The sequence below is a fragment of the Stutzerimonas degradans genome (assembly GCF_024448505.1).
Classification (GTDB): Bacteria; Pseudomonadota; Gammaproteobacteria; order Pseudomonadales; family Pseudomonadaceae; genus Stutzerimonas; species Stutzerimonas degradans.
On record NZ_JAMOHV010000012.1, the window covers coordinates 59,694 to 83,690 of the forward strand.

At 67.3% G+C, this 23,997-nt stretch carries 25 protein-coding genes; 13 read left to right on the forward strand and 12 right to left on the reverse strand.

Going from position 1 to position 23,997, the window contains the following annotated elements; translation table 11 throughout:
• The 7 genes from narJ to NAV27_RS15095 all read left to right on the forward strand — a co-directional run bounded on the left by narJ (position 1) and on the right by NAV27_RS15095 (position 5,796).
• A complete protein-coding gene (gene narJ, locus NAV27_RS15065) occupies positions 1–747 on the forward strand; it encodes a nitrate reductase molybdenum cofactor assembly chaperone (RefSeq protein WP_102827789.1) in 747 nt (248 codons plus the stop codon).
• Positions 747–1,547: a respiratory nitrate reductase subunit gamma gene (gene narI, locus NAV27_RS15070; protein WP_102827788.1), complete on the forward strand. Its 801-nt coding sequence runs from the start codon at positions 747–749 to the stop codon at positions 1,545–1,547. Before narJ ends, narI begins: the two co-directional genes overlap by 1 nt.
• Positions 1,548–1,621: 74 nt before the next feature.
• Positions 1,622–2,575, forward strand: coding sequence for a peptidylprolyl isomerase (locus NAV27_RS15075; protein WP_102827787.1), 954 nt, complete (start codon positions 1,622–1,624; stop codon positions 2,573–2,575).
• An 80-nt stretch (positions 2,576–2,655) separates the two neighbouring features.
• A complete protein-coding gene (moaA, locus tag NAV27_RS15080) occupies positions 2,656–3,645 on the forward strand; it encodes a GTP 3',8-cyclase MoaA (protein ID WP_102827786.1) in 990 nt (329 codons plus the stop codon).
• Between the two features lie 7 nt (positions 3,646–3,652).
• On the forward strand, positions 3,653–3,901 hold the full coding sequence (locus NAV27_RS15085) for a MoaD/ThiS family protein (RefSeq protein WP_043299124.1): 249 nt from the start codon (positions 3,653–3,655) through the stop codon (positions 3,899–3,901).
• Positions 3,902–4,021: 120 nt separating this feature from the next.
• Entirely contained in the window at positions 4,022–4,567 is a 546-nt protein-coding gene (gene moaB / locus NAV27_RS15090) for a molybdenum cofactor biosynthesis protein B (protein ID WP_043299122.1), read from the forward strand.
• Entirely contained in the window at positions 4,564–5,796 is a 1,233-nt protein-coding gene (locus tag NAV27_RS15095) for a molybdopterin molybdotransferase MoeA (RefSeq protein WP_102827785.1), read from the forward strand. Before moaB ends, NAV27_RS15095 begins: the two co-directional genes overlap by 4 nt.
• A 55-nt stretch (positions 5,797–5,851) precedes the next feature.
• Here the strand turns inward: NAV27_RS15095 and NAV27_RS15100 are convergent, their stop codons facing one another.
• From NAV27_RS15100 to NAV27_RS15115, 4 genes are all read right to left on the reverse strand, one after another.
• Positions 5,852–6,403 (reverse strand): cytochrome b, encoded by a 552-nt coding sequence (locus NAV27_RS15100; RefSeq protein WP_102827784.1) that lies wholly within the window; start codon positions 6,401–6,403, stop codon positions 5,852–5,854.
• 88 nt (positions 6,404–6,491) lie between these two features.
• Positions 6,492–10,136: an AAA family ATPase gene (locus tag NAV27_RS15105; RefSeq protein ID WP_102827783.1), complete on the reverse strand. Its 3,645-nt coding sequence runs from the start codon at positions 10,134–10,136 to the stop codon at positions 6,492–6,494.
• A complete protein-coding gene (locus NAV27_RS15110; protein ID WP_102827782.1) occupies positions 10,133–11,368 on the reverse strand; it encodes an exonuclease SbcCD subunit D C-terminal domain-containing protein in 1,236 nt (411 codons plus the stop codon). The genes NAV27_RS15105 and NAV27_RS15110 overlap by 4 nt, the downstream gene beginning before the upstream one ends.
• Positions 11,369–11,571: 203 nt before the next feature.
• Positions 11,572–12,444 (reverse strand): helix-turn-helix transcriptional regulator, encoded by an 873-nt coding sequence (locus NAV27_RS15115; protein ID WP_102827781.1) that lies wholly within the window; start codon positions 12,442–12,444, stop codon positions 11,572–11,574.
• Positions 12,445–12,778: 334 nt separating this feature from the next.
• Between NAV27_RS15115 and NAV27_RS15120 the strand changes: the two genes are divergently transcribed.
• Positions 12,779–12,994: a DUF3509 domain-containing protein gene (locus NAV27_RS15120; protein WP_102827780.1), complete on the forward strand. Its 216-nt coding sequence runs from the start codon at positions 12,779–12,781 to the stop codon at positions 12,992–12,994.
• An 8-nt stretch (positions 12,995–13,002) separates the two neighbouring features.
• Here NAV27_RS15120 and NAV27_RS15125 read toward each other — a convergent pair whose 3' ends face one another.
• From NAV27_RS15125 to NAV27_RS15140, 4 genes are read right to left on the reverse strand one after another with little or no spacing between them, the layout of a single operon-like run.
• A complete protein-coding gene (locus NAV27_RS15125; protein WP_102827779.1) occupies positions 13,003–14,337 on the reverse strand; it encodes a sensor histidine kinase in 1,335 nt (444 codons plus the stop codon).
• Positions 14,334–14,999 (reverse strand): response regulator transcription factor, encoded by a 666-nt coding sequence (locus NAV27_RS15130; RefSeq protein ID WP_043298254.1) that lies wholly within the window; start codon positions 14,997–14,999, stop codon positions 14,334–14,336. The genes NAV27_RS15125 and NAV27_RS15130 overlap by 4 nt, the downstream gene beginning before the upstream one ends.
• A complete protein-coding gene (locus NAV27_RS15135) occupies positions 14,999–15,304 on the reverse strand; it encodes a PepSY domain-containing protein (protein WP_043298252.1) in 306 nt (101 codons plus the stop codon). The genes NAV27_RS15130 and NAV27_RS15135 overlap by 1 nt, the downstream gene beginning before the upstream one ends.
• An 8-nt stretch (positions 15,305–15,312) precedes the next feature.
• Complete coding sequence (locus NAV27_RS15140; protein WP_008569787.1) at positions 15,313–15,621, reverse strand: PepSY domain-containing protein; 309 nt, start codon at positions 15,619–15,621, stop codon at positions 15,313–15,315.
• A 160-nt stretch (positions 15,622–15,781) separates the two neighbouring features.
• Between NAV27_RS15140 and NAV27_RS15145 the strand changes: the two genes are divergently transcribed.
• The 4 genes from NAV27_RS15145 to NAV27_RS15160 all read left to right on the forward strand — a co-directional run bounded on the left by NAV27_RS15145 (position 15,782) and on the right by NAV27_RS15160 (position 18,291).
• The gene (locus NAV27_RS15145) at positions 15,782–16,135 is read left to right on the forward strand and encodes a copper-binding protein (protein WP_102827778.1); all 354 of its coding nucleotides are present in this window, start codon (positions 15,782–15,784) and stop codon (positions 16,133–16,135) included.
• A gap of 76 nt (positions 16,136–16,211) precedes the next feature.
• Positions 16,212–16,481, forward strand: coding sequence for a PepSY domain-containing protein (locus NAV27_RS15150; RefSeq protein ID WP_102827777.1), 270 nt, complete (start codon positions 16,212–16,214; stop codon positions 16,479–16,481).
• A gap of 75 nt (positions 16,482–16,556) precedes the next feature.
• Entirely contained in the window at positions 16,557–17,441 is an 885-nt protein-coding gene (locus NAV27_RS15155; protein ID WP_102827776.1) for a pseudouridine synthase, read from the forward strand.
• Positions 17,442–17,508: 67 nt separating this feature from the next.
• On the forward strand, positions 17,509–18,291 hold the full coding sequence (locus NAV27_RS15160) for a DNA-formamidopyrimidine glycosylase family protein (RefSeq protein WP_054094600.1): 783 nt from the start codon (positions 17,509–17,511) through the stop codon (positions 18,289–18,291).
• Positions 18,292–18,391: 100 nt separating this feature from the next.
• On the opposite strand, the gene NAV27_RS15165 is transcribed toward NAV27_RS15160, so the two are convergent.
• The 4 genes from NAV27_RS15165 to NAV27_RS15180 form a co-directional block, all read right to left on the reverse strand.
• Positions 18,392–19,288 carry a ribose-phosphate pyrophosphokinase gene (locus tag NAV27_RS15165; protein ID WP_102827775.1) on the reverse strand — a complete coding sequence of 299 codons (897 nt, stop codon included), beginning with the start codon at positions 19,286–19,288 and terminating at the stop codon, positions 18,392–18,394.
• The gene (locus NAV27_RS15170) at positions 19,288–20,868 is read right to left on the reverse strand and encodes a thymidine phosphorylase family protein (protein ID WP_043298241.1); all 1,581 of its coding nucleotides are present in this window, start codon (positions 20,866–20,868) and stop codon (positions 19,288–19,290) included. The genes NAV27_RS15165 and NAV27_RS15170 overlap by 1 nt, the downstream gene beginning before the upstream one ends.
• Before the next feature lie 112 nt (positions 20,869–20,980).
• Positions 20,981–21,751 (reverse strand): 3-hydroxybutyrate dehydrogenase, encoded by a 771-nt coding sequence (locus NAV27_RS15175; RefSeq protein WP_003289041.1) that lies wholly within the window; start codon positions 21,749–21,751, stop codon positions 20,981–20,983.
• A 25-nt stretch (positions 21,752–21,776) separates the two neighbouring features.
• Positions 21,777–23,168, reverse strand: coding sequence for a GntP family permease (locus NAV27_RS15180; RefSeq protein ID WP_102827774.1), 1,392 nt, complete (start codon positions 23,166–23,168; stop codon positions 21,777–21,779).
• Between the two features lie 373 nt (positions 23,169–23,541).
• Here NAV27_RS15180 and NAV27_RS15185 point away from each other — a divergent pair, with 373 nt between their 5' ends.
• A complete protein-coding gene (locus NAV27_RS15185; RefSeq protein WP_102827773.1) occupies positions 23,542–23,970 on the forward strand; it encodes a DUF192 domain-containing protein in 429 nt (142 codons plus the stop codon).
• Positions 23,971–23,997: the final 27 nt, after the last annotated feature.

The window sequence follows — 23,997 nt, forward strand, 5'->3', positions numbered from 1 at the left end:
ATGCGCATCCTCAAGGTGATTTCCCTGCTGCTCGACTACCCCGAGCAGGCGCTGCGCGATGGCCATGCCGAGCTGGCCGAGGCCATCGCCGCGGCTCGCGAGATCAGCCCGGCGCAGCGCGCCGCGCTGCGCAGCCTGCTCGACGAGCTGGCTGCCGGCGATCTGATGGACGTGCAGGAGCGCTACACCGAGCTGTTCGACCGCGGTCGCACGCTGTCGCTGCTGCTGTTCGAGCACGTGCACGGCGAATCGCGTGACCGTGGCCAGGCGATGGTCGACCTGATGGCGCAGTACGAGGCCGCCGGGTTCGCCATCGGCGTGCGCGAGCTGCCCGACTACATCCCGCTGTACCTCGAGTACCTCGCCACCCGCGAGGACCTCGAGGCCCGCGAGGGGCTGGCCGACGTGGCACACCTGCTGGCATTGCTCGCCGCGCGTCTGGAAGAGCGCCAAAGCCCGCATGCGGCGTGCTTCCACGCGCTGCTGCAGATTGCTGGCGAGGCCGTCGAACAGGCCGTCGGCGAACTGCGCGAGCTGGTCGCCGCGGAGGAGCGCGACGACTCGCTGGAAGCGCTGGACAAGGTCTGGGAGGAGGAGCAGGTCAACTTCCTCCAGGCCGAGCAGCAGGACCGGTGTCCATCCATGCCGAGCGGGCCGGGCAAGGTCCGCGAGGAAAGCCCGGTGCCGCTGCACTGGACCGATTTCAAGCATGACGGGCAAGCCGCGCTGGCCCAGGAGGTGCGTTAATGTCTAACTTCAATTTCCTGCTGTTCGGGGTCTATCCCTACATCGCCCTGGCGATCTGCCTGATCGGTAGCTGGGCGCGTTTCGATCTGTCGCAGTACAGCTGGAAGGCCGGCTCCAGCCAGATGCTCCAGCCCAAGGGCATGCGTCTGGCGAGCAACCTGTTCCACGTCGGGGTGATCTTCATCCTCTGCGGCCACTTCGTCGGCCTGCTGATGCCTGAAGCGCTGTACCACTCCTTCATCACCAGCGGTCAGAAGCAGGTGGTGGCGATGGTTTCCGGTGGCTTCTTCGGCATCCTCTGCCTGATCGGCCTGGTCATGCTGATCCAGCGCCGCCTCGGCGATCCGCGCGTGCGCGCCTCGTCCAGTCGTTCCGACATCGCGATCCTCTTCGTGCTGCTGGCTCAGCTGGTCCTCGGCCTGCTGACCATCATCGCCTCGCTCGGCCACCTCGACGGCTCGGTGATGGTGCTGCTGGGCACCTGGGCGCAGAGCATCGTTACCCTGCAGCCGGTCAAGGCCGCGGGCGCCATCGAGACGGTCAGCGTGGTGTACAAGCTGCACGTATTCCTCGGCCTGACCCTGTTCGTGCTGTTCCCCTTCACCCGCCTGGTACACATCGTCAGTGCGCCGGTGTGGTACCTGGGCCGGCGCTACCAGATCGTCCGGCAGAAGGGCGTCAAGCCGGCCATGCCGCGCCCGCAGCGGCCGCGTGGCTATGAGGCACCGGCAGCCACCAGCGGTGTGGCTGCTCCGCAGCCGGGCTTCGCCGCAGGCAAACTCAAGGATGGCGTGAACTGAGTCGATGGGCGGCCGGTGCCTGACACCGGCCGCCACGGCTGAACCGAATTTCGAGCTTGAGTGAGGTAACCATCATGGGTTGTGGATGCGGCGGTACGGGTGGCGGCGGTGGCTGCGGCGGCGAAACGCGGCCAGCGGTCGAACTACCGGTGGAGGCGCCCCTGTTCGAGGAGCTGCCCAACGAGAGCGATGAACAGGCCGATGAGGTGCAGCAAGGCGCACCGGTGCTGATCGCCACCAGCGAGCAGGAATGGCCGCGGGCCAAGGTCAACGGCGTGGCGATCAGCCCCGAGGCGATTGCCCGTGAACTGCAATACCACCCGGCCGATACGCGCAACGAAGCGGTATTCCTCGCCACCCAGGCGCTGGTGCTGCGCGAGCTGCTGCAGCAACGCATCGCCGAGCTGGGCCTGCAGGTGACTGCAGAAAACGGTGAGAGCGAAGAAGAAGCCGCCACCCGTGCGTTGATCGAAAAAGAGATTCCACTACCGCTGGCCGATGACGCGACCTGCCAGCAGTATTACCAGAGCAACCAGTCGCGCTTCTTCAGCGCCCCCCTGCTGGCCGTGCGGCACATCCTGCTCGCCTGCCCGGCGGATGACGACGAAGCCCGCAGCCTGGCGCGCGAACAGGCGCAGGCACTGCTCGAGCAACTGGCGCAGGCGCCGCAGCGCTTCGCCGAACTGGCCGAGGCGCACTCGGCCTGCCCATCCAAGGCTCAGGGCGGTGCGCTCGGTCAGATCAGCAAGGGCCAGACCGTGCCCGAGTTCGAGCGCCAGCTGTTCCGCCTGCCGCAGGGGCTGTGCGGTCAGCCGCTGGAGAGCCGCTACGGCTTCCATCTGGTGTTCGTCGACCAGCGCATCGAGGGCCAGCAACTGCCTTACGAGGCGGTAGCCGGCACCATCCGCGCGGAGCTCAATCAGCGCGTCTGGCAGATCGGCGTCAGCCAATACCTGCAGAACCTGGTCGCTGCGGCGAACATCGAAGGCATTCGCATCCAGGGTGCGGAAACGCCGTTGATGCAGTAACGGCGGGTAGGGTGGATGGCGTTTCGACCATCCACCGTCTCGCGACGCGCCATCCCCCACGACGTACAGAGAGCTTGGCGATGACTCAACTACGCGATGCCCACGACCGCCAGATCGACTACCTGCGCATGTCGGTGACCGATCGTTGCGACTTTCGCTGCGTCTACTGCATGGCCGAGGACATGACCTTCCTGCCGCGCCAGCAGGTGCTCGGTCTGGAGGAACTGGAGCGCATCGCGCGGATCTTCGTCGGCCTGGGGGTGAAGAAGATTCGCCTCACCGGCGGCGAGCCGCTGGTGCGCCAGGGCATCGTCGGCCTCTGCGAACGCATCGCGGCATTGCCCGGCCTGCGTGAACTGGTGATGACCACCAACGGCTCGCAGCTGGTCAAGCTCGCCGAGCCACTGGCCCGCGCCGGAGTCAAGCGGCTGAACATCAGCCTGGATAGCCTGGACGCGGAGAAATTCCATGCCATCACCCGCACCGGCGAGCTGCAGCAGGTACTCGACGGCATCGCCGCGGCGCGTGCCGCCGGCTTCGAGCGGATCAAGCTCAACGCCGTGGTGATGAAGGGTCGCAACGCCGAGGAAGTCGCCGATCTGGTGGATTTCGCCATCGCCAGCGGGCTGGACCTGAGTTTCATCGAGGAAATGCCGCTGGGCGACGTCGGTCGCTCGCGCGGCGAGAGCTTCTGCTCCAGCGACGAGGTGCGCGCGCTGATCGCCGAACGCCATGCGCTGATCGATTCGGCCGAGCAGAGCGGCGGCCCGGCGCGTTACGTGCGCCTGCCGGCGCATCCGCAGACGCGCATCGGCTTCATTTCGCCGCATTCGCACAACTTCTGCGCCACCTGCAATCGCGTGCGGCTGACCGTCGAAGGCCGCCTGCTGCTGTGCCTCGGCCACGAGAATTCCATCGACCTGCGCGGTCTGCTGCGGCGCCATCCGACCAGCGACCAGCCGATCATCGACGCCATCCACGCCGCGCTGCAGCGCAAACCGCTGCGCCACGAGTTCGCCAGCAGCGGCGAGGTGCAGGTGCTGCGCTTCATGAACGCCAGCGGCGGCTGAGGGTGCCATGCTGCGCATCAGCTACTTCGCCCGTTACCGTGAGTTGCTTGGCTGCGAGTTCGAACGTTTGCCCTGGCGGCCGGAGTTCGCCACCATCGACGACCTGCGTCGCTACCTGCAGCGTCGCGGGCACGCCTGGGCGCTGCTCGCCGAACGCAATCTGCTGTGCGCGCGCAATCAGGCGCTGTGCAGCAGCGCCGAGACGTTGCACGATGGCGATGAGATCGCCTTCTTTCCGCCGGTCACTGGCGGCTGAGCGACACCTCGCGTGGCCCGCGAACGAGGCCGGCGACACGAACCACCCGCCACGGGGAACGGTCCCCGGGCAGCCGCAGGCCTGGCCTGCGCCACCTCTTCTTCTATGGAGTTTCGAGCAATGGCTCACCTGTCCAACACCGAGTTTCAGTCGCTGAACATCGCCGTGCTCACGGTGAGCGATACCCGCAACATCGATTCCGATACCTCCGGCCAAGCGCTGATCGACGGCCTCACGAGCGCTGGCCACACCCTGGCCGAACGCGCCATCGTCAAGGACGACATCTGGCAGATCCGTGCCCGCGTCTGCAGCTGGATCGCCAGCGAGAACGTGCAGGTCGTGCTGATCACCGGCGGCACCGGCTTCACCGCCCGCGACAACACCCCGCAGGCGGTGCAGCCGCTGCTGGACAAGTCCGTCGATGGTTTCGGCGAGCTGTTCCGCCACTTTTCGCTGGGCGAGATCGGCACCTCCACCGTGCAGTCGCGCGCGCTGGCCGGCATGAGCAACGGCACGCTGGTCTGCTGCCTGCCGGGTTCGACCAACGCCTGCCGCACCGCCTGGAACAAGATTCTCGTCGAGCAGCTGGACAGTCGGACCAAGCCGTGCAACTTCGTGCCGCACCTCAAGGCCTCGGCGGTCGCCTACTGCGGGCCACGCTCATGAGCGCCTGCGGCTGCGACACCAGCGGACTGAAGCCGGTCGACGAGGCCATCGAGGCGCTGCTGGCGCGGGTGCCGGCGCTGCCGGCGGTGGAGCACGTGGCGCTCTCCGATGCGCTCGGTCGGGTGCTGGCCGAGCCGCTCGCCGCTCCGTTCCCGGTGCCGGCGTGGGACAACAGCGCGATGGACGGTTACGCCCTGCGCGCCGCCGATCTGCCGGCCGAAGGTGGCTGGCTGCCGCTCGCCGGGCGCATCGCCGCGGGTGATGCCGCCGACCAGCAACTGCCGGCCGGCCACGCGGTGCGTATCTTCACCGGCGCGCCGCTGCCGCCGGGTGCCGACACTGTGGTGGCGCAGGAGGATTGCCAGATCGAGGCCGAGCGCGTGCATTTCCCCGGCGTCAGCCTCGGCGCCCATGTACGGCGCCAGGGCGAGGAACTGCAAGCCGGTGCGCCGGTGCTGGAAGCCGGCAAACGCCTGCGTCCGCAGGAGCTGGGGCTGCTGGCGAGCTTCGGCGTCGCCCGCGTGTCGGTCTACCGGCGTCTGCGTGTCGGCCTGCTGTCCAGCGGCAACGAACTGCGCGAACCCGGCCAGCCGTTGGCACCGGGGCAGATCTACAACTCCAACCGCTACTGCCTGCTCGGCGTGCTGCGCAGCCTCGGGCTGGAAGTGCACGACTACGAAGTGCTGGTCGACGACCTCGACGCCAGTCGCAAGGCCCTGGCGCAGGCGGCAGCCGAGTGGGACATCCTGATCACCTCCGGCGGTGTTTCGGTGGGCGAGGAGGATCACCTCAAGCAGGCGATCCGCGAGCTCGGCGAGTTGCACCTGTGGCGCCTGGCGATCCAGCCGGGCAAGCCGCTGGCCTTCGGTGAAGTCAACGGCAAGCCGTGGATCGGCCTGCCGGGCAACCCGGCGGCGGCGCTGATCACCTCGCTGGTGGTGGCGCGGCCGTTCCTGCTGCGTGCGCAGGGCTGTCGCGATGTGTTGCCGACGCCGCTGCGCCTGACCGCCGGCTTCGCCTGGCGCAAGCGCAACAACCGTCGCCAGTACCTGCGCGCGCGGCTGGAGCAGGTCGATGGCGAGCTGCGCGTCTGCCTGCATCCGCGTCAGGGCTCGGCGATGCTGACCTCCGCCAGCTGGGCGGATGGCCTGGCCATCGTCGAGCGCGAGCGCACGCTGGAGGAGGGCGAAACCGTCGAGTACCTGCCGTTCAGCGCACTGCTCGGCTGAGACACGAAAACGCCCGGTCGATGACGAGTCGACCGGGCGTTTTGGCGTCGGCGGGTCAGGCCCGGTGGCGCTGCGGCAGCATCCGCTGCAGGGTGCCGTCGCGGCGCACGTACTGGTGGAACAGCGCGGCGGCGGCGTGCAGGCCGATCAGCCAGTAGCCGGCAACCGCCAGGGTTTCATGCAGCTCCTTGAACTGACCGGCAAGGTCCTTGTTGGCGTCGATCAGCGCCGGCAGCTCAAGGCCGAAGAACGGAATTGGCTTGCCGGCCGCGCTCAGCGTCAGCCAGCCCAACAGCGGCAGGCCGATCATCAGTGCGTACAGCGCCAGGTGCATCAGCTTCGCCAGCGCCTGTTCCCAGCCGGCGCCCGGCACTGCCTTCGGCGCCGGGTGCAGCCAGCGCGCCAGCAGTCGCAGCCAGACCAGCGCAAACACTGCCATGCCGAGCATGAAGTGCCAGTGCTTGAGCAACTCGCGCGGCTCGCTGCCCTTGGCGAAGTTGACCCGCAGCTCGATGGTCGCGTAGACCGCCGCGATCAACAGCAGCATCAACCAGTGCAAGCCGATGGACAGCCGTCCGTAGCTCGCCACACCCGTTTTACCGTTCATTTCACCTGCTCCACGTAGGGGTAACGGAGGGTGATTCTAGACGGCGAAACTTAAGCGAAACTTAGCCGGCCTGCCGCGCCAGCGCACCTCAACCGACGATTTTCAGCGCGCTCTGGCCGTTGCCCTGGCGCTGCACCTGGATCTGTACCGGAATGCGTTCGTGCATCTCCGCGACATGGCTGATCACCGCCACCTTGCGGCCCTGGGCCTGCAGCGAGTCCAGCGCATCCATGGCGATCTGCAGCGACTCGGGATCGAGGCTGCCGAAGCCTTCGTCGATGAACAGCGACTCGATTCTGAGCTTGCTCGAAGCCATCGAGGCCAGGCCCAGCGCCAGCGCCAGCGAGACGAGGAAGGTCTCGCCGCCGGACAGTGAATGCACCGAGCGCAGCTCGTCACCCATTTCGGTATCCATCACCAGCAACCCCAGCGGGCTGCCGCCGCGCTTGAGCCGGTAGCGCCGCGCCAGTTGGCGCAGCTGCACGTTGGCGTGCTGCACCAGCAGATCGAGGTTGTAGGCCTGGGCGATCTTGCGGAAGGCACCGCCGTCGCTTGAGCCGATCAAGGCGGCGATGCGGCCCCAGCGCCGATGCTCGGCCCGCGCGGCGTCGATCTGCGCCAGCAGCGCCCGGCTTTGGCTACGACGCTTGTCGTCGTCGAGCAGCGCGGCGCGGGTTTCGGCGCAGCGCTGCTCGGCCTGTTCGCAGCGCTGCAGCTGTTCGGCATGTGCCTGTTGCAGCTGCTCGGCTTCCGGCGCCTCGGCCTGTTGCTGCTGGTGGCTGGCCAGCCGATTGAGGCAGCCATCCAGCCGTTCGCGGCAGCGGGTCAGGGTTTCGGCGTTCTGCTGCAGGCGCTGGCGCGCCTCGGCCAGCAGCGCGTCGTCCATCTGCAGCAGCTGGGCGAGGGTGGTGTCGTCCAGCGCCGGATGGGCGGCGCGCCAGGCGTCCAGTTCCGCGTTCAGCGCGTCGCGTTCCTGCTGCAATTCGGCGTGGCGCTGGCGACAGTTCTGTTGCTCGCTGTGCAGGCGCGTCAGGCCAAGTTTGCTCTCGTTGAGTTGCTGGTCGATCTCGGCCTGGGTTTGCCGCGCAGCCTGGATGGTTGCGTCCAGCTGCTGTTGCCAGGCGCTGGCGCTGCCATGCTCGCCAAGGCTGGTCCGCAGCGCCTGCTGGCAGGCGAGCAGAAGCTTTTCGCGCTCAGCCAGCCGCGCGCTGCAGCCTGCCTGTTTCTCCTGACGATGGCGCTGCTGCAGCTGTTCGTCGCTGCGGCGCTGCTCGCACTGGCGCAGCTCCTCGGCCAGCTCGGCTTGCGTCTGCAGTTGCTGCAATCGCGTGTCGATGCTGGCGTCCAGCTGCATGAAGGTCTGCGCCGGGTTTTCGCGCCAGCGCTGCAGGTGCTCGGCGGGCAGCAGTTCGGCAAACGCCTGCAGTTCCTCGTCGAGTTGTTGAGTGTCGCGGGCGAGCGCATCGCGTTGGCGGGCGAGTTGTTGAGTTGCTTCGACACAGGCTTCGCGCGCGGCCTGCCAGGCCTGCTGCAGGGTTTCGCTGCGCTGTTGCAGGGCGAGCAGTTGCTGCTGACGCTGGCTGGCACTGGTGATCTGGTCTTTGAGATTGGTCAGCTGAGCTTCCAGCCATTGCGAACGCTCGGCTTCCGGCTGTTCAAGTAGCTGGGCGTGGGCGGGCAGGGCGAGCAGGCGCGGTGCCAGAGCCTGCAGCTGCGCGTCGACTTCGCCCTGGCGCTGCTGCGTCTGGCGCAACTGCGTGCTGAGGGCGACGTGGCGGTCACGCAGTTCCTGCAGACGCTGATCCTGTTCCTGCAGAACCTTGCGTGCGCGCTCGGCCTCGCTGTCATCGTGGCGGTCGAGGCTGGCGACCAGCGCATCGGTCTGGTGCCAGGGATGTTCGCCGCTGCCGCAGACCGGGCAGGGTTCGCCCGGGACCAGCGCCGCGCGCAGCGCCTCGACATTCTCGCTGCGCGCCAGGCGCTGGCGTTCGAGCAGGGCGAGAGTGACCTTGAGCGCCTGCTCGGCGGCGTCGCGCTCGCTGCGGACCTGTTTGCCCAGCGGCACCAGGCTGTCCAGTTCGGTCTGCTGGCGACTGTTGGCGTCGCTCAGTTCGCGCTGGCTGGCGACGAGGCTGAGCTGCTGCGACCAGAGCTGGTGCAGCGCATCGGTTTCGCGCTCGGCCTGGCGCCAATCGTCGAATTGGCGATGCAACCGGGCCAGCTGTTCGGCCAGCCCGATCTCGCTGTCGCGTTCGCCTTGCAGGCTATCCAGCGCCGCGCGCGCCTGGCTTTGCTGGGTTTCGGCAGCCTCGGCCTGCGCTTGCAGCGCGGGGAGTTCGCCCTGACCTTGCTGCAGCCGCGCCGCCAGCTGTACGGCCTGTTGCAGCCGTGGTCGGTAACCGCCCCAGGCGGCACAGAGCGGTTGCAGCGCTGCGCTCGTTTCGAGTTGCTGGGTCAGCGTCGCGAGCTGTTCGGCGGCGCGCTGTTGCTGTTCACCGAGCTGCTTGAGCGTTGCCTCGCCGGCGCTGGCTGCGGCATCGGCCTGGGCGCTTTCTTCGCGGATCGCGGCAAGGTCGGCATTCAGATGGCTGAGGCGCTCCTCTTCACGGCGCGCTTGCGCCAGCCTGGGCTCGGCCGTCTGCCGCGCCTGTTCGGCTGCACGCAGGTCATTGCCGGCTGCTGCGCATTGGCTCTGCAAGCTGTCGAGACGTTGTTGCAGGCTTTTTTCCTCGTGCTGCAGGCGCGTCAGGCTCTCGGCGGCTTTGCCCAGCAGCGGATCGAGCTCCTGCTGACGCAGAAAACGATGGCGCTGCGGCGCGAGCAATTCGAACAGCTCGAGAATACGGCGGGCCTCGGCCAGGCTCTCGCGCTCGTCTTCAGCGTCCTGCAACTGCTGGCGGGCGGTTTCGCGCTCGCCTTCCAGGCGCTGCAGCTCGCTGAGCCATTGCCGCTGGGCTTCCAGCATCTTGAGCTGCTGTTGCAGCTGCTTCAGTTCGTCGAGCTGGGCCTGATGTTCGCACTGCAGTGCTTCACGCTGCTCCGGTTCCAGCGGCTTCAAGCCGCCGGCCTGCTGTTCCAGGCGGGTCAGGCTTTCCTTCGCCTGTTTGGCGGCCTCGAACGCGGCCTGGCCGAGGCGGCTGTAGAGGTCGGTGTCGGTGAGCTTTTCCAGCAGGGTGCCGCGCTCGTTGTCGTCGGCCTTGAGGAAGGCGGAGAACTCGCTCTGCGCCAGCAGCACGGCGCGGGTGAACTGCGCCAGGGTCAGGCCCAGGCGGGCTTCGAGCAATTCCTTGAACTCGCGCTTCTTGCCGCTGGCCAGGAGCGTGCCGCTGTCCAGGTCGGTGAGACTCTGGCTGCTGGCCTGCAGGCGGCCGTCGACCTTTTCGCGGGCGCGTTTGACCTCCCAGCGGGCGCGGTAGCGGTGGCCGTCGCCCCCAACGAAGTCCACCTCGGCATAGCCGCTGCCACAGCCGCGGCGCAGCAGGTTGCGCTCGTCGCCGCCGCCGATCTCGGCTTCGACGTCGGGGACCTTGTTCAGCGGCGAGACGCTGTCCAGCCGCGGCGTGCTGCCGAACAGCGCCAGGCAGAGGGCGTCGAGAATGGTGCTCTTGCCGGCGCCCGTCGGCCCGGTGATGGCGAACAGCCCGGCGCTGGCCAGCGGTTCGGCGGTGAAGTCGATGACCTGTTCGCCGGCCAGCGAGGCCAGGTTCTTCAGGCGGATGGCGAGAATTTTCATCGCTCAATTTCCTCACTGGCGAACTCGACCCGTTGCAGCAGCGTGGCGAAGTCGTCCAGCGCCTGTTCGTCCGCCGGATTGCCGTACTGTTCTTCCCAGGCGCGGGCGAACAGCTCCTGCGGGCTGATCTGGTCGAGGCCGAGCAGCACGTCCGATTCCGTTTCGCCGCGTCGGCCGGCGTATTCGCTGGCGATGCGTACCAGCCGGCAGGCCTTGCCGGCGATCGCGGTTTCGATGCGCTGGCGCAGGTCCGGTAGCGGCTCGTCGAGCAGCACGCGTACTTCCAGCCAGGGCAGGTTTTCGTCGAACAGCCCGGTGGGCGGCAGCGCCTCCAGCGCGGTGATGACCTCGGCCAGCGGCGCGCGGCCGACCCTGATCATCTCCACCGCACGTGGCACCGGCAGGCTGTCGACCTGTTTCAGCGTCTCGCCTTCGAGCTCGACCAGCAACACCTGATGCGCGTAGTTGACCTCGGCGAACGACAGCGGCAGCGGCGAGCCGCTGTAGCGGATGCGCGCCTGCCCGGCCACCTGCTGCGGCTTGTGCAGGTGGCCGAGGGCTACGTAGGCGACCGATTCGGGAAACAGGCTGGCCGGCAGCGCTTCGGCGTTGCCGATGACGATGTTGCGCTCGGACTCCTCCGATACCGCACCGCCGGCCATGTGCGCATGGCTCATGGCGACCAGCGCCTGGCCGGGCTGGCGTGTGGCCTCAGCGGCAGCGATCAGCCGCTCATGCACCTGGCGGATACCGGCCATGTAGTCGTCGCCCAGTTCCACGCCGGTGACTTCGGCCGGGCGCAGGAAGGGCAGGGTGAGGCACCAGGCGGCGGTGTTGCCATTGGCGTCATGCAGCGGCACCAGCAGGCGCTGATGGTCGAGCTGGCCCTCGGCGACCCAGCTGATGCGACCCACGGCATGGGCATTGAGGCGCTTCATCAGCGGCGCCGGCAGTTCGATGCGCCCGCCCGAGTCGTGGTTGCCGGCGATCATGACGATGTCCAGCTGCGGGAGCTTTTCGTGGGCGCGGACGATGAAGTCGTAGAGGCGTTCCTGAGCCTTGAGTGGCGGGTTGACGGTGTCGAACACGTCGCCGGCGATCAGCAGGGCGTCGGCGCGCTGGGTGATCAGCTGGTCGAGGAGCCAGGCGAGAAACTGCGCGTGTTCGTAGTCGCGGTCCTGGCCGTGGAGGGTCTGGCCGAGGTGCCAGTCGGAGGTATGGATCAGGCGCATGCGCTTTGGGCTCTCGTTGAGCGAAGGTGGGCGCGCCGTGACGTTGGGACGGGACGCAATTTGTTTGGAGATTTTGGGGGGCGGGGCGCGGTGTTCGATGTTGGGGTGTGGCGTTTTCCACCCTACGACCGCTTCCATGACTGGAAAAAGTGACGCGTCGTGCAAGGCGCAATCTGTGGCCGCTGCCGAGCTAAGCCAACCCCTCACGAGTACAACCACCCCTTCAACGCCTGCAGATTCCCCACCTGCAGCTGCTGCGCCGCCGCATTGGCCTGCACGGTATTCGGGTCGATGCCGAAGCGCTGCAGCACGTACTGCACCAGCGCGCCACGCGTCTCCACCGGCAGCTGGCCGTCGGCCATGCCGTAGTCCACCTCGATGATCGCCTTCTGCGCGGCGCTCAGCCGTGCGTCCGGCTCGATCAGCACGGTCACCGGCGTGTTCCACGCCTCATCCTGCTCGCGGGTGTGTTCGCTTGCGTCCATCAGGTCCGGCTCGCCGCGGAAGCGGCTGAGGACGAAGTCGCGGTAGGCGCGGTTCTTCTCGCAGTAGGCGCGCACGTGCCAGCGCATGCCGGTGAATACCAGCGTGTGCGGCGCCATCACGCGGATTTCCACCGCCGGGTTGGCCAGCGAAACGTATTCGGTCTCTAGCCGCAGGCCCTCGCGGCAGGCCAGCAGGATCGGTCGCAGCACTTCCGGACGGATGCTGCGGTCGGGCACCTGCAGCACCTCGGTGTGTGCGTAGGCCAGCGCGAGGCCTTCGATGTGCGGCGCGCGCATGCGGTTCTGGTCGAGCAGATGCAGGTAGGCGCTGGCGCTGGCGTCGATGAAGCGGGGGCGGAAGTTCTTCGCCGGCTTGTAGCCCTTCAGGTGACGGTCATATGTCAGGTTTTTCGGCGCATGTTCGTTGAGGTAGGTGTTGATGTCCTTCGACGCCTGCTGACGGCTGATGCCGAAGCTCTGCATCAGATGGCCCGTGGTCAGGCGGCCTTCCCACCAGGCGACCGTTTCGATCAGGCGGTAGCGCAGGGCGAGGTCCCAGCGGATGTGGCTGAGCGATTGTTCCCTTTTCATGGTGGCGGTTCCGTTCGAAAACTTTACATGCCTATGTCTGCATGCTCGACGTGTCGTCGGACGCTACATATATTCGGGGCGTGATTCAAGCCGATTCAGCCGAAGGAGGTCGCGATGAGTCTGTTGTGGCAAGCCGTGGGTATGTCATCCGTCGCCCTGGTCGCGATGGGGCTTCTGGCCTGGCTGGCGTATGCCGAGCGCGAGGGCGGATAGCCCTTGCCTAGAGCCGTTAGGTGACAGTTGAACGAGTGGTTGTGGCTTCCCGATGAGCGGCGGGAGATTCCGAGTAGAACGCGTGGTCTTTGTCTGCAGGCTTCCCGTGTCGAGATGCTGCATGAAAACGATGTCGCGCCACTTGGCAGAGAATTTTTCCGCGCAATACCGCACGCGTGTGGAGCCGCAATCCGATGGACAGCTGCTGGTGCGGGTGTCCTATCCCATCAATGGCGTCGAGGCGATCCGTGTGATTGGCGGGCGGCAGGTGCAGAACACCCTGCTGGTCGAGACGCTGCTCGAAGACATTCGCAACGAGCTGGCCCGCTCGGGCTGAGCGCGCCGTCAGCCGCTACGGCCTGCTGGCTGCGCGGCCGGCAGACGAATCGTCACGCGCAGGCCACCCAACGGGCTTTCGCCCAGCTCCCAGCTGCCGCGCCAGGCGGCGATGATGTCGCCGACGATATCCAGCCCCAGACCATGTCCCTGCGCCGCTTCGTCCAGCCGCATGCCGCGGCCGAGCGCCTTGGCGCGCAGCGGCGCGGGGATGCCGGGGCCGTCGTCGTTCACTTCGATCTGCCAGTCGCTGCCGCTGCGCGTGATGTTCAGCGTGACCTTGTGGCCGGCCCATTTGCAGGCGTTGTCCAGCAGGTTGCCGAGAAGCTCCAGCATGTCCTCGCGGTCCCACGGCAGGCGGCAGCTCGCCGGTGCCTGCCAGCGCAGGTCGAGGTCGGACCGGTGGATCGTCGCCAGGGTGTCGAACAGCGCGGGCAACTCGACGTCGCAATCGAAATGCGCGCCGGGCAGTACGTCGCCGGCCAGGCGTGCACGGCCCAGTTCGCGGCTGACGCGCTGCTGGATCTGCGCGAGCTGTTCCTGCAGCGCGGACTGCAGCTCCGGATGGGCGGCGAATTCATCGCGCTGGGTCAGGCTGCCGAGCACCGCCAGCGGAGTCTTCAGGGCGTGGCCGAGGTTGCCCAGGGCGTTGCGCGAGCGTTTGAGGGTGTCGTCGGTGTGCTGCAGCAGATGGTTGATCTGCTCGACCAGCGGTTGCAGCTCCAGTGGCACGTTGCCTTCCAGCTGCTGGCGCTGGCCTTGCTGCAGCTGGGCGATCTGCTGGCGGGCGCGCTCCAGCGGCCGCAGCGCCAGGCTCACCGCGTAGCGTTGCAGCAGCAGGAACACCAGCAGCGCCACGCCGACCAGACCCAGGCCGCTCAGGCGTACGCGGGCGAAGCTGTCGAGGATCGGTGTGTAGTCCTGCGCCACGGCAATGACGATCGGCTGGCCGTCGCGCTGATACTCGGCGCGGTAGGCGAGCAGGCGTTGCTCCTGCGGGCCGTCGAGCAGGTCGGCGGCCATGCCGGGCTCGGTTGGCCACGCCGGCGTGGCGTCCCACAGCGAGCGCGAGCGCCACAGGCGATCCGGCAGCTCGATCTGGAAGTAGTGCCCGGAGAAGGCCCGGTGGTAGCGCGGGTTGAGCCGCTTGGTGTCGAGCTGGATGCCATCGGGGCCGCGCACCATGGCCACCAGCAGCCCTTCGGCCTCTTCGCGCAGGTCGGTTTCCAGGCTGCGCTTGAGGCCGGCTTCGAACAGCCACAGGCTGGTCTGCAACAGCAGCAGGCCGACGATCACCAGGATCGCCACCATGCCGAAACTGAGACTGCGCTGAATCGATTTCAAGGCGCACTGCCGAAGCGGTAGCCCTGGCCGCGGCGGGTTTCGATCAGCTCGCGGCCGAGTTTGCCGCGCAGCCGGTTGATGTGTACCTCGATGACGTTCGAGTCGCGCTCGGTTTCACCGTCGTACAGGTGCTCGGTCAGCTGTGTCTTAGACAGCAGCTGGCCGGGATGCAGCATGAAATAGCGCAGCAGACGGAATTCGCCGGCTGTCAGTTCGATCTCCTGGCCATCCTTGCGACAGCTCTGGCGCGCTTCGTCCAGCGCCAGGCCACCGGCCTGCAGCAGCGGCTGATTGGCCACGCCATGCGCGCGGCGCAACAGCGCCTGGATGCGCAGCAGCAGTTCTTCGGGATGAAAGGGTTTGGTCAGGTAGTCGTCGGCACCGGCTTTCAGCCCTTCGATGCGCTCGGCCCAGGAGCCGCGTGCAGTGAGGATCAGCACCGGTGTGGCGAGGCCGCGTGCGCGCCAGTCGCGCAGCACCTCCAGCCCCGGTTTGCCGGGCAAACCGAGGTCGAGAATGATCAGGTCATAGGGTTCGCTGGTGCCCTGGTAGTCGGCGTCGCGACCGTCCGCCAGCCAGTCGATGGCGTAGCCCTGGCGGGTGAGGCTGGCGGTCAGTTCGTCGGCCAGCGGTACGCTGTCTTCGACCAGTAGCAGGCGCATCAGTCCACCTCATCCTTGAGCAGCGTGCCGTCGCGCGCATCGAGTTCCAGTTCGCGGGCCACGCCGTCGCGGGTCAGCAGTTCGATTTCGTAGACGTAGCGGCCTTCCTCTTCCTCCAGTTCGGCTTCCAGCAGGCTGGCGCCGGGATGCCGCTGCAACGCCTGCTGCAGGAGGTTTTCCAGCGGCTGGATCAGGCCGTCCCGACGCAAGCGCAGGGCTTCGTCCTGATCCAGGTCGCGGCTCGCCGCCGGGTTGGCGGCGAGCAGCAGTGCCAAGGGGAGCGTCATGAGGAGAGGGGCACGCATGGCTGGATTCAGTCGTCCTGTTGGTCCTGCAGTACTTCGCCGGTCTTGGCGTCGAGTTCTACGTCCCATTGCACACCTTTGTCGTCGCGCAGTTCAAGCTGATAGACGTAGCGGCCGTAGGCTTCTTCCAGTTCGGTGTCCTCGATGGTAGCGCCCGGGTGCTTGGCCAGCGCCGCTTCGTTGAGCTTCTCGAACGACTGGATGGTGCCGGCGTCGCGCAGTTTCAGGGCTTCGTCCGGGCCCAGGTCCTTGGCCATGGCCAGGTTGGCGCCGAAGACGAGGGTGGCAGCGGTGAACAGAGTAGTGAGGGTTTTCATGTCTGGATTCCTGTGGTTGGTTTCGACGGTTCACAGGTTATGCGCCTTGGCTTAAATGAAACTGAATGTCATCCACGGCGGTTTTTTGCATCGTTCGGGCGAGGGCGGGCGCAGGCGCAAGGACTAGGCTTGCTGTTGCCTCGGTCATTGGAGCCCGTTCATGAACTACCTCGTCGCGATGCTCGCCGCGCTCTGCCTGACGCAGCCGGCGCTGGCCGAAGACCTGCTCAAGCCTGAAACCGTGCCGCCGCCCATCGACGACAGCGCCGCGAGCGGCAGCCTGGAGGCCGAAGTCACGCACCGCGCCAGCGGCACGCTGCGCGCCATTTACGCGACGCAGGGCAGCGTGACCATCGCCCTCGGCCCGGTGGCCGAGCTGAAGTGGCCGGCGATGGTCATGCCGTTTCGCATCGATGCGCGGCAGCTCGAGGGCCTGGCGGTCGGCGATGCGGTGGAGTTCGAGTTCACCAACGGCGAGATGGACCCGCGCATTGTCACGATTCGCAAACAGTAGCCGGGCGCGCGGGTTGAACTTCAGCGCGGCGGTTGGGCTCGGATTCAGTGTCCGTCATTACTGAAGGAAGAACGCCATGTACAACAAGAAACTCACCGCCGCCCTGGCCGTCGCCATTCTCGGTTCGGGTTCCGCTGCCGCAATTGCCGCCGACAAGCCGGGCGCCGACTGGATCACCCTCGAACAGGCGGTGGAGAAGGCCAAGGCCGCCGGCTACACCGAGCTGCACGGTATCGAGGCCGATGACGATGGTTGGGAAGGCGAGGGCATGAAGCAGGACGGCAAGAAGTACGAGTTCAGCATCGACGGCAAGACCGGCGAAGTGACTCGCGACAAGCAGGAGTGATTCCAGCCGCATCCAGCCATCGCGCGGTGCGCGCAGCGGGTATCATCTGCACCCCCGACTGCCGCGCCACGCATCATGTCCACCTCCCATTCCCGACCGAGCACGCTGCACCTGCCCCAGGGCGACTGGCGCAGCGTGCTCGATTGTCTGTGCGCGCACTTTCCGGCCATCGACCGTGAAACCTGGGTCGACCGCATAAACCGCCAGCGGGTGCTGGACGCCGACATGCAGCCGATTGCGCTCGACCAGCCTTACCGGGCCGGCCTGCGCATCCACTACTTCCGCGAGGTGCCGAACGAGACGCCGGTGCCGTTCGAGGAGCGCATCCTCCATGTCGACGAGCACCTGGTGGTGGCGGACAAGCCGCACTTTCTTTCGGTGATGCCGGCCGGCGAATACGTCAACGAAACCCTGCTGGCGCGCCTGAGCAAACGCCTGGGCAATGCCGATCTGGTGCCGATTCATCGCATCGACCGCCTCACCGCCGGGCTGGTGCTGTTCTCCGCCAATCGCGACAGCCGCGGCGTCTACCAGGCGCTGTTCCGCGAGCGTGAGATCGCCAAGCGCTACGAGGCGATCTGCCCGGCGCTGCCGCATGTGGAATTTCCGCTGCGCCGACGCCTGCGCATGGTGCCGGGCGAGCCGTTCTTCCTCATGCGCGAAGGTGAGGGCGAGCCCAACAGCGAAACGCTGATCGAGGTGCTCGAACGCCGCGGCGATCTCTGGCGCTACGGGCTGACGCCGATCAGCGGGCGCAAGCATCAGCTGCGCCTGCACATGGCGACCCTCGGTGCCGGTATCTGCAACGATCCGTTCTATCCCGAGTTGCTCGAACGCTGCGCGCGCGAGGCCGACGACTACGCGCGGCCGCTCAAGCTACTGGCGCGCGGATTGCGCTTTCGCGATCCGCTGAGTGGTGAACTTCGCGAGTTCGAGAGCACCCTGCAGCTGGAGTGGTGACGGCGGCGGACGCACCTTCAGCGCCGGGGCGAGTCTCAACCGAGACAGGCCAGCCACTGGTGCCTCCATGCCCGAAGGTCCATCCATCGTCATTCTCCGCGAGCAAGTCGCGGCGTTCACCGGTCAACGCATCGAGCGCGCCGAAGGCAGTGCCAAGGTGGACAAGGCACGGCTGGCCGGCCAGGTGGTGCGTGGCTTTCACAGCTGGGGCAAGCATCTGCTGATCGAACTGGAGGATGTGTCCGTGCGCATCCATCTGCTGCTGTTCGGCAGCTACCGCATCAACGAGCGCAAGGACTCCACGCCGCGCCTGAGCCTCGGCTTCGCCAACGGCGAGCTGAACTTCTATGCCTGTTCGGTGCAGTTCATCGAGGGGCCGCTGGATGCGGCCTACGACTGGAGCATGGATGTGATGAGCGAGGCCTGGAGCCCGCGCACGACGCTCAAGCGCCTGCGCGAACGCCCGCGGTTGCTGGCCTGTGATGCGCTGCTGGACCAGACGCTGTTCGCCGGCTCCGGCAACATCATCAAGAACGAGGTGCTCTATCGCATCCGCGTGCACCCGCTGTCGCTGATCGGCGAACTGCCGCCGGCCAAGCTACGCGAACTGGTGCGCGAGGCGCGTACCTACAGCTTCCAGTTCCTCGACTGGAAGCGGGCCGGCGTGCTCAAGGCCAACTGGCTGGCGCACGGCAAGCGCACCTGCGTGCGCTGCCGGATTGCGCTGGTGAAGGTGAAAGAACTGGGGCGCAGCCGGCGCCGGGCGTTCTTCTGCGAGCGCTGCCAGAAGCGCTACGGCGATTCCGCGCAGGTCGGAGCCGACGAACCGAGGGCCATGGATGAGGCGTAGGGTGGACAACGGCGCAGCCTTGTCCACGCGGTTGATCCGTCGCCACCGAGGTGGCTCGCCGGGTATCGGTGGAAAAGCTGCGCGTTTTTCACCCTGCCTGTCAGCGCAGCAGCGGCCTGAGCGCCTCGGCCAGCTGCGGCGCCATGCACACCGCGTTGCTTTCATGGGCGATGCAGTCGGTGCTCCAGACGTGCCCGACACCGGCGGCGCGGATCACCTGCAGCGCATCGCCGGCGAACAGCGCGTGGGTCACGGCCACGTCCACCGAGGCGGCGCCGGCGGCCAGCAGTTTCTGCGCGGCCTCGGCAAGGGTGCGCCCGGAGCTGGCGACGTCATCGAGCAGCACCACGGGGCGTACGGCGAACGTCAGATCGGGCAGGGCGATGTCCACCTGATGATCGCCGTGGCGTACCTTGCGGCACACGCCGTAGTCGAAACCATGCTCGGCGGCGGCCGCCTCGATCCATTGCAGCGCCTCGGCATCCGGGCCGATCAGCAGCGCATCGGGATGCCGTTCGGCGATCAGTCGCGCCAGCGCCGGGGCCGCGCAGAGGGTGACGGCATCGGCCAGCGGCACCGCCTCCTGCAGGGTGGCGACGCGGTGCAGGTGCGGGTCGACGGTGATCAGTGCGTCGAACTGGTCGGCCAGCAGCTGGCCGATCACCCGCTGGCTGACCACCTCGCCCGGGTTGAAGGCGATGTCCTGGCGCATGTAGGCGAGGTAAGGCGTGACCAGGATCAGCCGCTTGGCGCCCAGGCGGCGCGCTTCGCCGGCCACCAGCAGCAGCTCGACCAGCTTTTCGTTGGGGTGGTCGAGGCCGCGGTAGAGCACCAGTTGCTCGGCGATCGCTTCGCCTTCGGCCAGCGGCAGGCGCAGGCGCAGCTCGTCATCGGGAAAACGGTGGCGCTCGACCGCGGCAGCGGGCAGGCCACAGGCCTCGGCCAGGCGTAGGGCAGCGGCGCGTTCGTCATCGAAATACAGCAGTTGGCTTTGCATCAGAACTCCACGAATACGGTTGGGACCTGCTCGGCGCTGCCGAGGCTGACGCCGCTGGCGCGTTCGGTGGCCTGACGGGCGAAGGCGAGGTCGGCGGGAAAATCCGCGTAAACGCGATACAGACAGTCACCGGCCTGCACCGGTTCGCCGAGCTTGCGCAGGATGTCGACGCCGGCGCCCTGTACCTTCGGCGCGCCAGCCAGCCGGGCGATGCGCGCCAGCTGCAGGTTGTCGATGCCGGTGACCACGGCGTCGCGGTCGGCCAGCACGTCGAAGCTGAGCCGTGCCAGCGGCGGCTGGTTATGGTCGAAGGGTTTGGCACCCTGCGCGGCGATGATCGAGTGCATCTTCTTCAGCGCCCGCCCCGAGTCGAGGATGTCACGGGCGATCGCATAACCGTCGCCGCCGCGCACATCGGGATCGAACTCGAGCATGCGTCCGGCCAGGCGCAGGGCCTTCTGACGCAGGTCGATCGGCGCTGCCGGGTCGTTCTGCAGCACCTGCATCACGTCACGCGCTTCCAGCACCGGGCCGATGCCATTGCCGATCGGCTGGCGACCGTCGGTGATGACCACGTCCAGGGTCAGGCCCAGGCGCGTGGCCACGAACTCGAACAGCTTGCGCAGGCGCTGCGCCTCGGCCATCGAGCGCACCTTGGCGGTCGGGCCGATGGGAATGTCCAGCAGCAGATGGGTGGAACCAGCGGCGATCTTCTTCGACAGGATGGAGGCGACCATCTGTCCCGGCGAGTCGATCGACAGCGGCCGCTCGACGGCGATCAGCACGTCATCGGCCGGGGAGAGGTCGCTGCTGCCGCCCCAGGCCAGGCAGCCGCGTTCCTCGCGGACCATTTCGCAGAGGCGCTCGAAGGGCAGCTCGACGTTGGCCAGCACTTCCATGGTGTCGGCGGTGCCGGCCGGCGAGGTGATGGCCCGCGAGCTGGTCTTCGGGCAGAGCATGCCGTGGGCGGCGACGATCGGCACCACCAGCATCGAGGTGCGGTTGCCGGGGATGCCGCCGATGCAGTGCTTGTCCACCACCGGATGCTCGCGCCAGTCGAGGCGGCGGCCGACCTGGATCATCGCGTCGGTGAGGAAGTACACCTCCTCGCGGTCCAGCTCACCCTGGTTGCAGGCGACGACGAAGGCGGTCAGTTCGATCTTCGAGTAACGGTGCTCGGCGATGTCGCGGATGATCGCGTGGAAGTCCTCGCGGCGCAGGCGCTCGCCGGCGATCTTGCGGTGCAGCGCGGGGATCGAGGGTGCCGGCTCGGCCTGGGAGATCGAGGCAGGCACGCCGGGCTCTGCGCCGAGCTGGGCGAAGGCGTCCTCCGACAGCCCGAGTTCGTTGCAGCCGACGATGGCGGAGTCGTCCACGACGTTGAGGCTGGCCAGGATGCGCTTGCCGTTGACGCGGATCTCGACCTTGGCCAGCGCCTGGAAACCTTCGGCGCGGCAGGCCGCGCAATCGCGGTGCAGGTAGGCGACGTTCTCGCGGTAGGTGTCGATGGCGACCCGGCGCAGGGCCAGATGCACCGGGGCTTTGCCGCTGTTCGGCGTTTCGCTGGTAATGGTGGTCATGCGCGGACTTTCGCTGGGAGATGCTGGCTATCTAGCCTCAGCCGCCGGGCGCTTGCCAAGCCGCAGCGGGGCCGGGCCCGCCGCGACGTTGTCGCAGGTCAGCGAAAAGCGGCTATTGCGCGGCCCAGCCGCCGTCCATGTTCCACGCCGCGCCGCGCACCTGCTCGCCGGCTTCGCTGCAGAGGAACAGCACCAGTGCGCCGAGCTGCGCGGGGGTGACGAAGTCCAGCGACGGCTGCTTCTCGGCCAGCAGGTCGTGGCGCGCGCGCTGGGTGTCGCCATCGACGCGGGCGCGTTCGTCGATCTGCTGCTGCACCAGCGGCGTGAGCACCCAGCCGGGGCAGATGGCGTTGCAGGTGATCGCCGTGGTGGCGGTTTCCAGCGCCACCACCTTGGTCAGGCCGACCAGCCCGTGCTTGGCCGCCACGTAGGCGGCCTTCTGCGCCGAACCCACCAGGCCATGCACCGAGGCGAGGTTGATGATCCGCCCCCAGCCGCGCTGACGCATGCCCGGTAGCGCCAGTCGCGTGGTGTGGAAGGCCGACGACAGGTTGATGGCGATGATCGCGTCCCAGCGCTCGACCGGGAATTGCTCCACCGGCGCGACGTGTTGGATGCCGGCGTTGTTGACGAGAATGTCGACGCCGCCGAACTGCTGTTCGGCCGCGGCGACCATCGCTGCGATCTGCTCGGGATCGCTCACGTCGGCCGGATGGTGGATGGCCTGCCCGCCGCATGCGCGGATTGCCGCCAGCGCCGCGTCGACGTCGCCGAAGCCGTTGAGGACCAGGTTGGCGCCGGCCTCGGCCAGCTTGAGGGCGATGCCCAGGCCGATCCCGCTGGTGGAGCCGGTGACCAGGGCGGTCTTGCCTTGCAGATTCATGTGTTGCTCTCCTCGCCGCGCGGGCTCAAACGATTCCGGTGGCGTAGAACACGCCGATCACTACGAACACCGCCAGGGTCTTGATCAGGGTGATGCCGAAGATGTCCTTGTAGGCCTCGCGGTGGGTCAGGCCGGTCACCGCCAGCAGGGTGATCACCGCGCCGTTGTGCGGCAGGGTGTCCATGCCGCCGGATGCCATCGACGCTATTCGGTGTAGCACCTCCAGCGGGATGTTGGCGGCATTGGCGGCGGCGATGAAGGTGTCGGACATGGCCGCCAGGGCAATGCTCATGCCGCCCGAGGCCGAGCCGGTGATGCCGGCCAGCAGGGTGACGGTGACCGCTTCGTTGACCAGCGGGTTGGGGATGTTCTTCAGCGCGTCGGCCAGCACCAGGAAGCCCGGCAGCGAGGCGATCACCGCGCCGAAGCCGTATTCCGACGCGGTGTTCATCGACGCCAGCAGGGCGCCGCCGACCGCAGTCTTGGTGCCTTCGGCGAGCTTGGCCTTGATTGCGCGAAAGCCGCAGATCAGCACCAGCAGGATGCCCAGCAGCAACGCCGCCTGCACCGCCCAGATGCCGGTCAGCTTGGCCACTTCGCTGGTCACCGGCTGCGCCATGCCGGCCAGTTGCAGGCTGTGGGTCTTGCCGTAGACCTCGGGAATCCAGCGGGTGAACAGCAGGTTGGCCACGCCCACCAGAATCAGCGGTGACAGCGCCAGCCAGGGATTGGGCAGGGCGATGTCCTCGGCGGTCTCCGGCTCATTGCGCAGCTCGGTGCCGTAGCCTTCGCCGCGCGCCTTGGCTTTGCGCAGCTGGCGATGCAGATAGAACATGCCGACGCTGAACACGAACAGCGTGCCGATCAAGCCCAGCCAGGGCGCCGCCCACGAGGTGGTGCCGAAGAAGGTGGTGGGGATGATGTTCTGGATCTGCGGAGTGCCGGGCAGGGCATCCATCGTGAAGCTGAACGCACCGAGCGCGATGGTCGCCGGAATTAGCCGCTTGGGCATGTCGCTCTGGCGGAACATCTCGGCGGCGAACGGATACACGGCGAACACCACGACGAACAGCGAAACCCCGCCGTAGGTCAGCAGCGCGCAGACCAGCACAATTACCAGCATGGCCTGGCGCGTGCCGAGCAGGCGGATCGCCGCGGCGACGATCGAGCGCGAGAAGCCGGACAGCTCGATCAGCTTGCCGAACACGGCACCGAGCAGGAATACCGGGAAGTACAGCTTGATGAAGCCGACCATCTTCTCCATGAACACGCCGGTGAAGGCTGGGGCCACGGCGGATGGATCGGTGAGCAGCACCGCACCGAGGGCGGCGACGGGGGCGAAAAGGATGACGCTGTAGCCGCGGTAGGCCGCCAGCATCAGCAGGGCCAGTGCGGCGAGGGCGATGACGACGCTCATCGGGACGATCTCCTGGCCTGTTGCCGTGCGACCGGATGCTGCCGGGGCATTCGGGAGTTTCGCGGCGGTGACAGGCATGTTGTTTTTATTGTTCGGCGTGCGGACGATGCCGCCCGAACGATTTAGCGAGTTCCGTGCCAGATCGGTAACTGCTTGATCCGACTGGCTTTTCGGTCGGGTGTTCAGTTATCCGGACAGGCCTTGATGTCCGCCGGACTGGACCCATATGTCCGCCAGGATGGACATGCGCCGGCCGCGGCGGGCAGCGCAGGCTGTCTGCGCACTGGCTATGCTGGCCAATATCGCCGGCGTTGCCATGGACGTCGGTGTCGGCAGGCACGGCCGATTCGTTACGGGTTTGGGAGGATGTTCGATGCGTGTTGCGCTTGTGTTGTCGCTGCTGGCGCCGCTGGTACAGGCGGCCGAACCGCTGGCATTGCGCCTGGGGGAACATGAGTTGTCTGCCGAGTACGCGGTGACCGCCGAGCAGCGCCAGCTCGGCCTGATGGGGCGCCACGAGCTGGCCGCCGACAGCGGCATGCTGTTCCGCTTCGACGAGGTGCGGCACAACTGCCTGTGGATGAAGGACACGCCGCTGCCGCTGTCGGCGGCATTCCTCGATGAGCGAGGCGTGATCGTCGACCTGATCGACCTCGAGCCGCTCAGCCGGGAGATGCGTTGCGCCCAGGCACCGGCGCGCTACGCGCTGGAAACCAACCGCGGCTGGTTCACCGAGCGGGCGCTGGGGCTCGGCACGCCGGTGCAGGGCATCCCCGTTGACGCGCCGCTGTCGGCGCGCTGAGGTGGCCGGCGCGGGTGCGGGGCGCGC